General features: G+C 60.6%; 13 protein-coding genes and 4 tRNA genes. 7 read left to right on the forward strand and 10 right to left on the reverse strand.

Annotated features, from left to right (window positions below):
• Window positions 1-6: 6 nt before the first annotated feature.
• The 6 genes from INR99_RS13500 to INR99_RS13525 all read right to left on the reverse strand — a co-directional run bounded on the left by INR99_RS13500 (window position 7) and on the right by INR99_RS13525 (window position 2342).
• A complete protein-coding gene (locus INR99_RS13500; RefSeq protein WP_194116876.1) occupies window positions 7-948 on the reverse strand; it encodes an asparaginase in 942 nt (313 codons plus the stop codon).
• Between the two features lie 79 nt (window positions 949-1027).
• Window positions 1028-1103 (reverse strand) — tRNA-Glu (locus INR99_RS13505).
• Between the two features lie 22 nt (window positions 1104-1125).
• Window positions 1126-1201: transfer RNA gene (locus tag INR99_RS13510), tRNA-Ala, on the reverse strand.
• A 56-nt stretch (window positions 1202-1257) separates the two neighbouring features.
• Window positions 1258-1333: transfer RNA gene (locus tag INR99_RS13515), tRNA-Glu, on the reverse strand.
• Window positions 1334-1384: 51 nt separating this feature from the next.
• Window positions 1385-1460, reverse strand: a tRNA-Ala gene (locus INR99_RS13520).
• Window positions 1461-1532: 72 nt separating this feature from the next.
• A complete protein-coding gene (locus tag INR99_RS13525; RefSeq protein WP_194116877.1) occupies window positions 1533-2342 on the reverse strand; it encodes an outer membrane protein assembly factor BamD in 810 nt (269 codons plus the stop codon).
• Here INR99_RS13525 and rluD point away from each other — a divergent pair.
• The 3 genes from rluD (at window position 2341) to INR99_RS13540 (ending at window position 5259) form a co-directional block, all read left to right on the forward strand.
• Complete coding sequence (gene rluD, locus INR99_RS13530) at window positions 2341-3396, forward strand: 23S rRNA pseudouridine(1911/1915/1917) synthase RluD (RefSeq protein WP_194116878.1); 1056 nt, start codon at window positions 2341-2343, stop codon at window positions 3394-3396. The two genes, INR99_RS13525 and rluD, sit on opposite strands and share 2 nt — an antisense overlap.
• Window positions 3383-4138 carry a peptidoglycan editing factor PgeF gene (pgeF, locus tag INR99_RS13535; protein ID WP_194116879.1) on the forward strand — a complete coding sequence of 252 codons (756 nt, stop codon included), beginning with the start codon at window positions 3383-3385 and terminating at the stop codon, window positions 4136-4138. The genes rluD and pgeF overlap by 14 nt, the downstream gene beginning before the upstream one ends.
• A 122-nt stretch (window positions 4139-4260) precedes the next feature.
• Window positions 4261-5259 (forward strand): ZIP family metal transporter, encoded by a 999-nt coding sequence (locus INR99_RS13540; protein WP_194116880.1) that lies wholly within the window; start codon window positions 4261-4263, stop codon window positions 5257-5259.
• Between the two features lie 34 nt (window positions 5260-5293).
• Here the strand turns inward: INR99_RS13540 and INR99_RS13545 are convergent, their stop codons facing one another.
• The 3 genes from INR99_RS13545 to INR99_RS13555 all read right to left on the reverse strand — a co-directional run bounded on the left by INR99_RS13545 (window position 5294) and on the right by INR99_RS13555 (window position 8078).
• Window positions 5294-5584, reverse strand: coding sequence for a hypothetical protein (locus INR99_RS13545; RefSeq protein ID WP_194116882.1), 291 nt, complete (start codon window positions 5582-5584; stop codon window positions 5294-5296).
• Between the two features lie 57 nt (window positions 5585-5641).
• Window positions 5642-7072, reverse strand: a complete 1431-nt coding sequence (locus tag INR99_RS13550) for an exonuclease domain-containing protein (protein ID WP_194116883.1) — start codon at window positions 7070-7072, stop codon at window positions 5642-5644.
• Between the two features lie 64 nt (window positions 7073-7136).
• The gene (locus INR99_RS13555) at window positions 7137-8078 is read right to left on the reverse strand and encodes a class I SAM-dependent methyltransferase (RefSeq protein ID WP_194116884.1); all 942 of its coding nucleotides are present in this window, start codon (window positions 8076-8078) and stop codon (window positions 7137-7139) included.
• Between the two features lie 97 nt (window positions 8079-8175).
• On the opposite strand from INR99_RS13555, the gene INR99_RS13560 reads away from it, so the two are divergent.
• Entirely contained in the window at window positions 8176-11859 is a 3684-nt protein-coding gene (locus INR99_RS13560) for an EAL domain-containing protein (RefSeq protein ID WP_194116886.1), read from the forward strand.
• A gap of 137 nt (window positions 11860-11996) precedes the next feature.
• On the opposite strand, the gene coaD is transcribed toward INR99_RS13560, so the two are convergent.
• Window positions 11997-12497, reverse strand: a complete 501-nt coding sequence (gene coaD / locus INR99_RS13565; protein WP_194116887.1) for a pantetheine-phosphate adenylyltransferase — start codon at window positions 12495-12497, stop codon at window positions 11997-11999.
• Between the two features lie 186 nt (window positions 12498-12683).
• Between coaD and INR99_RS13570 the strand changes: the two genes are divergently transcribed.
• From INR99_RS13570 to INR99_RS13580, 3 genes are all read left to right on the forward strand, one after another.
• Window positions 12684-13805 carry an ABC transporter substrate-binding protein gene (locus tag INR99_RS13570; protein WP_194116889.1) on the forward strand — a complete coding sequence of 374 codons (1122 nt, stop codon included), beginning with the start codon at window positions 12684-12686 and terminating at the stop codon, window positions 13803-13805.
• A gap of 127 nt (window positions 13806-13932) precedes the next feature.
• A complete protein-coding gene (locus INR99_RS13575) occupies window positions 13933-14286 on the forward strand; it encodes a DUF4870 domain-containing protein (protein WP_194116890.1) in 354 nt (117 codons plus the stop codon).
• A gap of 4 nt (window positions 14287-14290) precedes the next feature.
• Window positions 14291-14605, forward strand: a complete 315-nt coding sequence (locus tag INR99_RS13580; protein ID WP_194116892.1) for an NINE protein — start codon at window positions 14291-14293, stop codon at window positions 14603-14605.
• Window positions 14606-14647 lie beyond the last annotated feature (42 nt).

The raw sequence follows: 14647 nt of genomic DNA on the forward strand, positions 1-14647 counted from the left end.
AGAAAATCACGCATTCTGCCAGCGGCTGCGCAACTCATCCGTGTTCGCGCACTCGGCGAGCAGAACATGCAACTGTGCCACGCAGGCCGCCGAACCCAGTCGCCCCGCCGGAATCGCGCCAATTCTGGCCAGCACCGAGCCAGCCTGATAGACACCAAGCCGCACAGTGCCTGCAGGACACTGGCTTGCCACCACAATCGGCACACCCTGCCCGGCGAGCCGCAGCAGCGCAGCCAGCAAATCGGGATCGTCAGGCAGATTGCCACTGCCGTAGCATTCCAGCACCAGCGCATCGGGCGGACGTGCAAGCAAGCCCTGCCCCAGCCAGGCAGCCGAGCAACCCGGATAGAGCTTGAGCGCCAGCACGCTCGCGTCGTCCGCCAAAGGGCGACATGACACCGGCCGGGCAGCCACCGAGGCGGGAGCACGCGCATGCGCCGGGGCATTCGGAGCGATAAATGCCCGGTCAGCGTCGGCATCCCATTTATGCACATAGCGTCCATGCAGCAATTCGCCACCAAAGGCCAGCCAGACACCCGCCTGCGGCTGCCTTAGCGCCTGCAACGCCAATTGCACATTGGCAGGCGCATCGGAACCCGGCATAAACCAGGGGCGCTGGGCACCAGTGAGCAATACCGGCTGTGCCAACCCATCCAGCATGAAACTGAGCGCCGCAGCCGTGTAGGCCATGGTATCGGTTCCGTGCAGCAGCAGCACGCCATCATGATCCTGCAGCGCCTGCGCAACCTCACGGGCAATGACCTGCCAGTCGCTAGGCTGCATGCAGGAAGAATCCAGCAAGCGGGGCAAGGAACGAAAGCTCAGCAACTCCCGCGGCTCAAGCAGCGCGTGCAAGCGCTCCGCAACATCATCCAGTGCCGGTGCCAAGCCCTCGGGCCCTGGCTGGCAACCGATGGTACCGCCCGTGTAGATACAGCAAATGCGCATGCTCACCGCTCCTTTCACGCCAGTGCTGAAAAGCCAAAAGCCGGCGCAAGGCCGGCTTCTGGTTTTGACTGCAGGTATGTGGCGTCCCCACGGGGATTCGAACCCCGGTTATCGCCGTGAAAGGGCGGTGTCCTAGGCCTCTAGACGATGGGGACATACAGTTTCCTGTGTGTCTGGTGGTGGAGGTAAACGGGATCGAACCGATGACCTCTTGCATGCCATGCAAGCGCTCTCCCAACTGAGCTATACCCCCACGATTGTTGATGGCCAGCAGCAAACTAGGGCATTTGCTGCTTTTCCACTTTGAAGTGGCGTCCCCACGGGGATTCGAACCCCGGTTATCGCCGTGAAAGGGCGGTGTCCTAGGCCTCTAGACGATGGGGACAAAACTGTGTTGCCAACAATCCAACGCAACGCAATCTGTCAAATTTGGTCTTGGTGGAGGTAAACGGGATCGAACCGATGACCTCTTGCATGCCATGCAAGCGCTCTCCCAACTGAGCTATACCCCCGACAAGAGCTGCGCATTCTAGACATCGATTTAACCCCTGTCAAGCACTGCGCACTCATTTTCGCAAATAACTTTAGAAGGGCTTCCACCAGTTGGTGTCGACAGTCATGTCATCGCCGGCAGCCGTGCTGTTCGGGAAGTTTTTCTGCAGCACTCGCTTGGCATCATCACGCAAGGTAGTGAGGCCCAGCTTGTCGTAGGACTGGATCATCAGCCCCAGCGCCTGTTCGACCTGTTTGGTGTTGGTGTAGGTATTGATCAGCAGATTGCCGCGGTTGGCTGCAGCCAAGTACGCACCTCGCTTGAAGTAATACTTCGCCACGTGCAGTTCGTAGCTGGCCAGCACGCCCAGCAGATAATTCATCCGGGTAGTGGCATCCGGGGCGTACTTGCTGTCCGGATAGCGCGTCACCAGCTCCTTGAAAGCGGCAAACGACTCGCGGGCAGCTTGCGGATCACGCTCGGACATGTCCTGCGGAAAGACGGTGGACAAGAAGCCTTGCGAATCATTGAAGGAAACCAGACCCTTCAGATAGAGCGCATAGTCCATGCTGGGATGCGCCGGGTTCTGCTTCATGAAGCGGTCAATCGCGGCCAGCGCCAGGACCGGCTCCTGATCCTTGTAGTAGTTGTAGGCCATCTCGAGCTGCACCTGCTGCGAGTAGCGGCCATACGGATACTTGGCTTCAAGCTGCTCGAACGTCTTGTTCGAGTCAGCCCAGCTGCCCGCCGCCTGCAGCGACTTGCCCTGATTGAACAACTGGTCAGCCGAATCGGTCTGAACTTTCACAATCTCCACCTCGGGCGACTTGGTCGACGAGCAGGCGGTAACGAGCGCAAGGGCGCAAGCAGACAACAGGAAACGCGGTAGAATGGCTTTCATGACAAATCCTGATTTCGAACTCGACGATTATAGCGAGTTAGACGAGCGCCGTGTCCTTACCGTGCCAGCCGAATGCGCCGGCATGCGCTTGGATGCTGCACTGGCACAACTGATCCCCGATTTTTCCCGCAGCCGCCTCACGCTGTGGATCAAGGACGGGCTGGTCGATGTTGACGGACAGACCATTACCGCCCCCAAGCACAAGCTCTGGGGTGGCGAGGCTCTGGCCGTTACCGCTCAGCCCAATCCTGACGAAATCGCCTTTACGCCGGAAGACATCGCGCTGGATGTCCTGTACGACGACGACGCCATCATCATCATCAACAAACCGGCCGGGCTGGTGGTGCATCCAGGCAGCGGCAACTGGTCAGGCACGCTGCTTAACGCGCTGCTGTTCCACTACCCCGAGCTGAAAACGGTGCCGCGCGCCGGCATCGTGCACCGCTTGGACAAGGACACCAGCGGCCTGATGGTCGTCGCACGAACCTTGAGCGCGCAGAACAATCTGGTGCAACAGCTGCAGGCCCGCACCGTAAAGCGCCACTACCTGGCCGTCGCCCAGGGACAGGTCGGCGCAGACGGCACGGTAGACGCGCCGATTGGCCGCCACCCGCGCGATCGCGTCAAGATGGCCGTGGTGCATACCGGCAAGCCCGCCATTACCCACTATCGGGTACTGGAGCGCTTCAATGCGCACACACTGGTCGAATGCCGGCTGGAAACCGGCCGTACCCATCAGATCCGCGTACACATGGCGCACATCGGGCACCCGCTGGCTGCCGATTCGGTCTACAACGCCCGTCCGGTCAAGGTCAGCCCCGAAGTCGATCTGGCCCTGGAAGATCTGGCCCGTCAGGCGCTGCACGCCAGAAAGCTTGCACTGGTCCACCCGGAAACCGGCAAGACCATGCAATGGAAGGCCCCGATCCCTGCCGACTTCGACGCATTGCTGGCTGCGCTGCGCTTCGACGCCCATCCGGACGATGACGAAGATGAGGACTGGGATGACGACGATGACGATCACGACTGCGAGATCATCTATGTCCGCGACTGAGCGTGCCGCCGGCAAGCCCGGCCTCATCCTTCCGGACTGGCCGGCGCCGGCCAATGTGCATGCCCTACAAACCACCCGCTCAGGCGGCAATAGCCTGCCGCCCTACGCCAGCCTGAATCTGGGCGATCACGTAGGCGATGACCCAGCAACGGTCGCGGCCAACCGTGCCATCCTTAATGGCATGGTGGCCGGCACACCGCGCTGGCTGAACCAGATTCACGGCACAACCGTGGTCGATGCCGCAGGTATTGAGCCCAAGCCAAATGCTGACGCGAGCTACAGCCATACACCTAACGCAGTATGTGTTGTCATGACCGCCGACTGCCTGCCAGTGCTGTTCTGTGATCGCGCCGGCACGGTTGTCGCCGCCGCGCACGCCGGCTGGCGCGGATTGTGCAACGGCGTTCTCGAAGCCACCCTTGCCGCCATGCAGACCGAGCCAGCAGAAATCATGGCCTGGCTCGGCCCGGCCATCGGCCCGGACGCCTTCGAGGTCGGCAGCGAAGTCCGCGAGGCCTTTATTGCCCATGATGCCAACGCCGCCGCCGCCTTCAAACCCGGCGCCGCGGACGGCAAATGGCTGGCCGACATCTACCTGCTCGCCCGCCAGCGCCTCAACGCCGCCGGTGTGACCGCCATCTACGGCGGCGACCTGTGCACAGTGAGCGACAGCGCGCGCTTCTTCTCCTACCGCCGCGAACAGACCACCGGACGCATGGCCAGCCTGATCTGGCTGACTTAACACCCTGCGGTCACTCCTCTCCTCAGCCCCCCTGCGCGCGGGGAGACTGGGCACCAAGCTAATGCCACTCAGTTGCATTTTGCGGTACACTGCACGCTTGTCTTGCAAATCGTGTCAATCGCATGAGCACCCTGAGCTGGATCATTTTTGCCACGCTGGCCGGCAGCCTGCTGAGCGTCACCGCAGCAGCACTACTGGCGTACACCGCTCGGCCGAGCTGGATCCCCAAGCTGGTGAGCTTCGCGGTCGGCGCGCTGCTTGCTGCGGCCTTTCTGGAAATTCTGCCCCACGCCTTCGGTGAACACGAGCACGGCGAAACAAGCTCCGCGGTGACTGTGGCATCTCAATCAGCCGCCAGCGCCCCTGCCAGCACGGTCGATCAGCCGCATGACGAGCACGATCATGAAGGGCACACGCACCATGATGAAGAACATGCCCATCAGCCCTCCTCTGCCTCAGCCGAAATTGCGCCAACAGAGGCCGCAGCCGGAGATGAACATCCGCACGAGCGCCCATCGGCGGCCAGCATTTCACTGACGCTACTGGCCGGGATTCTGGCGTTTTTCATTCTGGAAAAGCTGGTGATCTGGCGGCACTGCCACCACGAACAATGCGAAGAGCTCGAACCTCATGAGCACTCGCATAGTCATGACGGCCACAGCCATGGCCACGGGCGCGCCGGGATGATGATCATCATCGGCGACACCTTCCACAACTTCCTGGATGGCGCACTGATTGCTGCAGCCTTCATGGCCGACACCAGCGTCGGGATTGCCACTGCGGCCGCGATCATCGCCCACGAAATCCCGCAGGAAGTCGGGGATTTCATCGTGCTGCTGCACTCGGGCTACAGCAAGGCGCGCGCACTGCTGTTCAATCTGCTGTCGTCGCTGGCGGCGCTCGCTGGTGCCCTGCTGGCGTACTGGTCGCTCGGACTGGTGGAACAATTGCAGCCCTACCTGCTGGCTCTGGGTGCCTCAAGCATGATCTATGTCGCGATTGCCGACCTGATTCCCGGCCTGCACAAGCGCCCGCATCTGCGCGATACCGCCCAGCAAGTTACGCTGATTCTGGCGGGGGTAGCGCTAATCGCTCTGCCGCACTTCCTGCTGCCGCATTAATCGCCCCAAAGAGGGGCTAGCCCCTCCGGCCAATTCAGCGGCCACGCATACGGTCGAGCGCCGAGCCTGCCAGACCAACCACCGCCTGCAGCGCCCCCACCATGGCATAGCCACGGCTTGCATCCAGCGCAGCGCCGGCAGCGCCATGACGGAATTGTGCAATTGCTGCTTCGGCACTGGCGGCAACAATCATGTCGCCCTCCACTTCGTAGCCTTGAGCCAGCAATCCGTCCTTCTGCATCAGAAAGTCACTGCTGTCCGTACAGAGGTAGAGCACCGTACTGCCCGGCTGGTCGGCATTGCGGAAGAACTGATATTTCGCCATGTGTTCGCCCCGGCTTGTTTACACAAAAAGACAGCATGCGCGCAAGCAGCCGGCCAGTCAATCCAGTAGCTGCACCCGCCCCGCCGGATCTTTCAGCAGTTTCTGGATCAGCCGGTAGCACTCCACATCAAATTGCGGCGCGGCATCGGCCAGCACCGATGGAATTTCGGCGGCATCATGCACCGAACCAAGGTAGCACCAGTGGTTGACCAGATGCAGCTGGCTGCCCCATTGCGGCCCCTCGGTGATCGCGATCACCCCCGGGTAGGGCCAGCGGGCAAACCGGTGCCGCGACAGTCCTGCCAGTAGCCGGGCATTGTGCGCCAGCGGAGGCAAGGTGGCGACACACACATTATCGCGTCGCCCCAGTGCGCAGGCAGTACAGCCCTTGCCGCGCCCCGGCTTGAGCTCCAGCCCCATCGCCAGCCGGCACAGGCCATTGCTGTCAGCCAGCCTGGTCAGCAGCTGCCGCGCTTCACGGCGACTGCGAAACGGCCCGTACAGCGCCTCGGCGGTGGAAAAATCAAAGCCGTCCAGCTCGACCAGCTCCGGCAGCAGCAAGCCATCTGCGCGCTCGCGCAATAACCACGCACACAAATCCTGTTCGCGCCGCTGCGGCGGATTCAGCTTCGGCTGCAGCTGGCGCAGCAGCCGCGCCTCGACCAGCTGGGCGCCAAATTCACCGGCGGTTTCCACCCAATCGATGCGTGTGGTCTGCTGCAGCAACACATGGGCACTGGCCATGTCGCGACTGAGCTTGCCGATCTTGGCCGCCGGAACGAAAAACTGCAGCACCCGCTTGCGGATATTGCTGGCATGCCCCAGCAACAGCGCCTGCCCATCCGCCGCGTAGAAGACGAAGACCCCTGCGCCCTCAGGCAGATCGTCGGCAACCTGCGGGTCGACACCGGGCGGCAGCAGCGGCAGCTTCACCAGCTCGGTGACCGCCTCATGTAGGCGCAGCGTGCCATGCTCGCGCAGCGCAACCTCCAGAAAATCCTCCAGCAGTACGGCATCGGTCAGCGCGCGATGCCGCCCGCCCTCGAAGGTCAAGCCGTGACGGGCAATCAGCGCATCCAGACTGTGCTTGTACTCATGCGGATAGAGCACCTTGGAGAGTTTGACGGTGCAGAGCACCGGCGCGTTGAACTTAATCCCTGCGCGCTTGAATTCACTGCGCAGAAAGCCGTAATCGAAACGGGCGTTGTGTGCGACCAGTACCCGCCCCTTCAGCCGTGCCAATACCTCGGCAGCCAGCTCGGCAAACACCGGCGCCTCAGCCACCATGGCATCATCGATCCCGGTCAGCTCGCGGATGAAATCGGAAATCGGCTGCTGCGGATTGACCAGTGAGCTCCAGCGCTGGCTGCCGTGCTCGTCGATACTGACGATGCCGATTTCGGTAATCCGGTCACGCAGCGGATTGGCGCCCGTGGTTTCCAGATCGACCAGCACCAGTGGCTGATCGAAGAAGCGGTTGGCACTCACGGATATACCTTACCCTCTATTGCCTCGCAAACATTTTCAAAAGTAGCCTTCAAGCACATACCCCTTAGGCTTTCTTGACAAAGCGCCAGCACTGGTGAATGCGCTTGTTACGAAAATCTTCCGGAACCGATTGCGCGGAGAGATCCTCACACAGCGGCTTGAAGCTATCGTCGAGCTTGAAGCTACGCAGATTGTTGGAGAAATACAGCACGCCTGCGGGGTTGAGCAGCTCAAGACACGACTCGATCAGCCAGGGATGATCGCGCTGCACGTCGAGCACGCCGGCCATTTTCTTGGAATTGGAAAAGCTCGGCGGATCCATCACGATCAGATCGAAACGCTCCCGATCGGCCATCGCGTTCTGCAAAAACTGGAACACGTCGGCGCGCACGCGCTGGTGCCGTGCGGAATCGATGCCGTTCAGCTCGAAATTGCGCCCAGCCCAGTCGAGATAGGTATTCGACAGGTCAACTGTCAGCGACTCGCGCGCGCCCCCAGCGGCGGCATAGACGCTGAATGCGCCGGTGTAACTGAAGAGATTGAGGAAACGTTTGCCGGCCGCCTCCTGCAACACCCGCTTGCGGGTATTGCGGTGATCGAGAAATAGCCCGGTATCCAGATAGGCGCCAAGATTCACCCAGAATTTCAGCCCGTTCTCGACAACGACAAAATCTTCGCCCTGCTCGCCGGTTTTCTCGTACTGCTCGGTACCTTTCTGGCGCTCGCGGCGCTTGAGCACCACCGCCGGCGCGGGGATCCCCAGTACGTCGGCGGTGGCCAGGCGGATTGCCTCCAGCCAGGCCGAGTGTTCTTCCTCGCTCTGCTGCCAGCCGGTGTCGAATTCCTGCAGGTGCACGCGCTCACCATAAACATCGACAATGACGGGAAATTCCGGGACATCGCGATCGTAGATGCGATACGCCTCCAGCCCCTGCCGGCGGGCCCATTTGCCCCAGTGGCGGTGATTTTTCAGCAGACGGTTTCGATAACTGGCGAGATCAGCCATAAATGATGCAGTGGTGAGCGTAAAGAATGGAATTCTACCAGCCCAGAGGATATGCTTGCCGGATTAAGAATTTGCTAATGTAACGCCCGGCTAGGCAATGATTGCTCCCGCTGATTCAGCACAAGACTCCTGCTCGTTCTGCTTTGATACCCGGCTTGCCCGTGCACTGGCTGCGGGGCCGCACGCACTGATGCTGCTTGACCCGGTGTTTGACGAGCGGGGATCGATCTGCGACTTCCTCTGCGTTTTCGCCAACGCGGCGGCCGCGCGCGAATTGCGCCTGCCGGATGTCGATCACCTGCAGGGCAAGCAGATCCGCCGTGACTGGGCCAACCAGGCCGATAGCGAGGCGCTGTATGCGCTGCTGTGTAGTGTGGAAAGCCGCCAGCAGCCGCTGCGACTGGAGCAGACACTGACCTTCCGTCAGGACGAGCACAACTATCGCGTGCAAATCTACCCGGCACCACCGGGGCTGGCACTGGGACTGCGCAATATCGATCAGGAAGTGCAGGCGCGTGCACTGGCGGATGACTACACCCACCGGCTGGAAGCGGCAGTGCTGGAACGCTCACAGGCTCTGGAGCAGAACGCCCTGCGCGCCCGCGCGCTGCTGGGAGCGCTGCGCACCGGCATCGTGGCGCACTCTGCCGATGGCTGCATCACGGAATTCAATCCGATGGCTGCCGAGCTGCTGGGGCTGAGCGACGAGCAACTGGGCATCCCACTCGACCAGGTTGAGCGCAGCTGGGTATTAGTCGATGAGCAAGGCAATCCGGTCCCTCTAGAGCAATACCCCAACAGGCTTGTACTCAGCAGCTTGCAAGCGGTACAGGATCGCATCTACGGCATTTCCGACGGCGCGACCCGCCCACTGGTGTGGTGTCTCACGGACGCCTTCCCGCGACTGGATGCTGACGGCAAGCTCTGCGAAGTGATTGTGCATTTCGTCGATATCACCTCGCAGATGCGACAGAAGACGGCCAGCCAGCGCAGCCGGCTACGCGCCGAGCACATGCTCTACCTGCAGAGCATGGGCACCCAGCTGGACGAAGCCGGTTTACTGGATGAAATCCGGCAACTGGCCATGCGACTGACCGACAGCTCGACGGTCTATCTCTCCTTCGATGCCTGCGCCCCACAGGGCAGCGAGCGGCAGCTTGCCGTTCGCCTGGCAGGGAGCGGCAATGAATTCCTCCATCTGGCAGTCAGCGGCAAGGTTCGCGAATACGACGACGTTGATCGCCAGTTGCTGGAGGATCTCGGGCGTGACTGCTGGCTGGTGCTGCACCAGTTGCGCCTGCAGCATGCCTGGCAGGCCGATCGCAAGCGAATGCAGATGGTCATCGGCGCCAGCCGGATCGGCATCTGGGAATATGAAATCCTGGAAAACCAGCGTGGTATCCGCATCAACCGCGAATATGCCCATCAACTGGGCTACCCCGCCGAACATTTCAGTGAAGATGCAGATGGCTTCCGCAATCGCCTGCACCCCGATGACCGCGAGCGGGTGCTCGCATACCTGCAGGACTACCTGGGGGGCACCAGCACTCACTACCAGCAGGAATTCCGCCTGCGTGACAGTCACGGCCAGTACCGGCACATCCTGTCTTCCGGTGAAGTCGTCGAACGCTATCCGGACGGACAACCTCGCCGGATGATGGGCACACACCTGGACGTTACCGATGAGCGGCAGACGCAGGCCCGCTTGCGCGCGGTTGAGCGCCAGCTCAGTGACACCCTCAATAGTGTCGATCTGATCACCGTTGTGCTGGATACCGCAGGTGGTATCGTGTTCTGCTCCGAGCATCTGGCCCGGCTACTTGGCTATCAGGTCAGCGATCTGCTCGGCCAGAACTGGTTCGCGATGTTCGGCCGTCCCGAACAGCAACTGCCTGCACTTTACCAGCACGCACTGGCCAACCAGACTCTCAAGGAAGTCAACGAAACCCACATCCGCTGCCACAATGGCGGAGCCCGCCTGATCCGCTGGCACAACACCCTGCGGCGAGACCCGTCCGGCAGTGTGGTCGGCACGATTTCGATCGGCGAGGACATCACCGCGCAGCAGCAGGCACAAAATGAACTGAAACTGGCCGCCACCGTTTTCGACAACAACAGCGAGGGCGTGCTGATTACCGATGCCCAGTTCCGTATCGTCAAAGCCAACCGTGCCTTCTGCTTGCTGAGTGGCCAATCCGAAGCGCAGCTGCAGGGCAGCCATGCCCAGCGCCTGTTCCTGCTCGAGAACCTGGCCGAATACCGGCGCCACCGCTCTACCCTGCGCTTCAACCGCGCCTGGCAGGGAGAACTGCAGTTGCGCCGCCGCAAGGGCAATCACCTGCCGATTGGTATGTCCGTCAACTGCGTTCTCAACCCGCAAGGACAGATCACGCACTACGTTGGCGTGATGACCGATATTTCCGAGCGCAAACGGCAACAGGCCCAGATCGAATACATGGCCTATCACGATCCGCTCACCGGCCTGCCCAACCGCTTGCTGCTGGCCGACCGCTTTCTGGTTGCCCGCGCCCGCGCCGACCGGGAGCAAAGCAAGCTGGCCCTGCTGTTCATTGACCTGGATCGCTTCAAGCTGGTGAACGATACGCTGGGGCATCCGACCGGAGACATGCTGCTGCAACTGGTCAGCGCTCGCCTGCATGACTGCATCCGTGAATGCGATACTGTGGCCCGGCTGGGCGGAGACGAATTCCTGGTGCTACTCAGCATCAGTCATGCCGGGGAAGCCATCGCGGTCGCGAGCAAGATTCTCGAGACCATGGCCATGCCGCTGCATCTGTCCGGTCGCGCCGTGCATAGCGGTGCCAGCATCGGCGTGAGCCTCTACCCCGATGACGGGCAGGATTTCACCCAATTGCAGCAGCGCGCCGATACGGCGCTGTACCTGTCAAAGCAGGAAGGTCGCAACACCTATCGCTTCTATCACGATACAGCCACCGACCAGACCCAGGATCCGCTGGAGCTGGATACGCGCCTGCGACAAGCCCTGCGCAATGGCGAATTGCGGGTACACTACCAGCCGCAGATCGAACTGGAAAGCGGCAAACTGGTCGGCTTTGAAGCGCTGGTACGCTGGCAACACCCGCAAAAAGGCGCTATTTCACCTGCGCAATTCATTCCACTGGCCGAAGAAACCGGCTTCATCCTCGATATCGGGGCCTGGGTATTGCGTGAATCCTGCCGGCAGATGAAATCCTGGCTGGATGCCGGCTATCCGGAACTCACACTGGCGGTGAACCTCTCCGCCATCCAGTTCAGCCGTGGCAATCTGGTCGAACTGGTGCGCGAAACCCTGCAGGAAAGCGGCCTTCCGGCGCGCTGCCTGGAACTTGAACTGACCGAGTCGGTGCTGCTCAATGACGCCGAGCTTTGCCGCAGCACACTGAATACCCTGAGCAGCATGGGCGTACAGGTGTCCATCGACGATTTCGGCACAGGTTATTCCTGCCTGTCCTACCTGAAAGACCTCGATGTTTCCAAGCTCAAAATCGATCGCAGCTTTGTCATCAAACTGAACGACGAGCGCAACCGTGCCATCGTCAAAGCCATCATCAGCCTTGCTCAGGCACTGGGTCTGACGACACTGGCCGAAGGCGTCGAAACACCCGATGAGCTGCTGCAGTTGCACCGGCTGGGTTGTGCGGAAATCCAGGGTTATTTCTGCGGCCGACCACAAGGAGCGGCGGACTGCACCCCCTGGCTGGACAGCCGCCTGCGTGACGAATCATTGATTGTTCCGCCCCATTCGGTGCTGATCGACTGAAAGACGTCATTTCGCAGACTGTCGAAAAGTCGGTTTTTGCTCCGCCTGCAGGCATCGCGCAAACCGCGAGCTAATGAATCAACGACGCGATGGATGTGGCGTAAATGCGACCGCCAGGCTATTCCTCTACAGTCTTGTTAGCGGTGGTTGCCGGCCTGCCAGTTCACCAGATGGCTCAGCACCGGTGGCGGCACGTAATGCGCCACCACCTGCTCCCAGCCCTTGGGGCCCACCAGCCCCTTGACCATGGTCGAACTGATTTCAGCAATGCTGCGCGGCGGCATCAGGAACACCGTATCGATATGCGGCGCAAGATCGGCGTTCACATAACGCATCTTGCGTTCGTATTCGTAATCGGCTGCTTCGCGGATACCACGCAGAATGTAATGTGCTTGCCGCTCGCGGGCAAAATCAACCAGATAGCGGTTCTCGAAGACCTCGATACGCACTCGGGGAAGATGCCGCAGCGCCTGCTCGAGCAAATCCAGACGTTCAGCGGTACTGAAGGTATAACGCTTGTCGGGGTTCTCGCCGATAGCCACAATCATTTCGTCAAACAGGCTGACACCGCGCTCGATCATCCACAGGTGACCATTGGTCACAGGGTCGAAACTGCCGGCATAGACGGCTCTACGCATCACTTTTTCCTCTGACAGAAGCCGACACTATACCATCAGCAAACATTTATTTATGATGACCACAGCCTTTGATCATCGCTGTGTGGCGCATTCGCTCCCGCACGGCGTTTGACCGTTTTCTGTTCTGAATAACCCGGCAGATTGCCTGCCCCGGCTCCGTGTCCGGGCGGCCCGCCGAAGGAGCGCATGATCGTGATCCGCAAACTGATTCTCTGTGCCAGCCTCGCCATCTCGCCCCTGGCTCTGGCCGACCTGACCATCGGCCAGTCCGTTCCCACCACGGGCATTGCCGCCGACACCGGAAAGGCACTGGCGATTGGTGCCGCCATGTACTTCAGCCGGGTCAATGCGCAGGGTGGGATCAATGGCGAAATGATCAACCATGTCGTGCTTGACGATGCCTACGATGCCAAACGCGCCATCAGCAATACCCGCACGCTGGTGGAAAAGGAAAATGCGCTGGCACTGGTCAGTTATTTCGGCACCGGAACCGGCACCGAACTGACGCAAACACGCACCCTGGAAAATGCCAATATCGCACTGGTCGGCATCTATTCTGGTGCCCAATCCGTACGCAGCAATCCGAATATCTTCCATACCCGAGCTTCCTACGCGGAAGAGGTCGAAAAAACCATTCAGCTGCTCACGACCCATCTGGGAGTTACCCGAATTGGTATCGTGGCGCAGAACGACGGCTTTGGTCAGGATGGCGTTGACGCGGTGAAGGCAGCCCTAGCCAAACGCAAGCTGCAGGCCGTGGGCGAAGTTCGATACGACAAGAACTCCGGCAATGTCGCCCAGGCTGCCAAGGACATGGCCAAACTCAACCCGGAAGCTGTGCTGCTGGTTGCCATTTCCCAGCCGGCCGCCCGCTTCCTGAAGCAGTACCGTGAACTGGGGGCCAGCTCGCAGATTTATTCGCTGTCACCTGTGCAATATGAAGAAGTGGATAAAGCAATCACCCGCAAACTTGCACACGGTCTGGGTATCAGTCAGGTGTTCCCCTACCCGAATGATGCCCGCCTGCGCCTGATCCGCGAATTCCAGGCGGATTCGGCAGCCATGGTCAACAAGGGCGAGTACCCGACGTATGCGCTGCTGGAAGGCTATATCTCTGCGCGCCTGGCCGTGGATGCGCTGCGCCGTGCCGGCAAAGCCCCCAGTCGCGAGAGCGTGATGAAATCGATGCAATCCCTGGGCCGGGCCGATCTGGGCGGTTTTGTGCTTGATTACAGCAATGGCAAACGCAATGGCTCGAGCTTCGTCGAGCTGACCATGGTGGCCCCGAGTGGTGGCCTGACCCGCTAACACCAATGGAGCAGGCTGGCCAGCATGGCGTGGCGGATGTCACTCCCCCCGCCATGCGACTTGACCTTGCTGACCTCCAGCTTTTACGATCTTGCCATCAACAAATAAACAACTGAGGAGTGATGTAATGAGCGAAGAACTGCAAACGGGCCTGCCAACCCCGGCAAGTAAGGACTCCACCAATATGGCTCTGCTGGTCTGGCTGGGCACCCTGTTCTTCGGCTTTCTCGTGCCGCTGATCATGTTCCTGGTCAAAAAGGACGACGAATTCGTACTGGATGCATCCAAGGAAGCACTCAACTGGTCCATCACGGCCTTCATCGGCTACATCGCCGGTGCGATTCTGTCGATCATTCTCGTCGGCTTCCTGGTGATGTTTGCTGTCGGGATCGCCCATCTGGTGTTCTGCATTCTGGGCGCGGTGGCTGCCAGCAAAGGTCAGGCCTACCGCCTGCCGTACAACCTGCGCCTGATCAAGTAACCCCGTGCAGACTGACAACACAAAGCGCCTGCGGGCGCTTTTGTTGTGTGCACTGGCCGGCATGTTCGGCGTGCACCGCTTTTATCTGCAGCGCCACATCAGTGGTGTCGTGCAGTTTCTGCTGATGACGGGCGGAATGACCTGGGGCTGGCAGGCGATTGCCGCGCTGCCGGAGGGCAGCCAGTGGCCGGACTGGCTGATAGCGCTCGCCTACCCCGCGATTCCGATGGCGGTCGTAATTGTCTGGATGCACGTCGATCTGCTGCTCATCCTGCTGGGCAGGCTGGATCCGCCCGCAGGCGGCACCGGCCAGAAATAAAAAGGGTGGCTTTCGCCACCCTTTTTATTACACAGACAGGTA

Origin of the sequence: Chitinilyticum piscinae (assembly GCF_015223195.1) — a bacterium.
In the GTDB taxonomy this organism is placed as follows: domain Bacteria; phylum Pseudomonadota; class Gammaproteobacteria; order Burkholderiales; family Chitinibacteraceae; genus Chitinilyticum; species Chitinilyticum piscinae.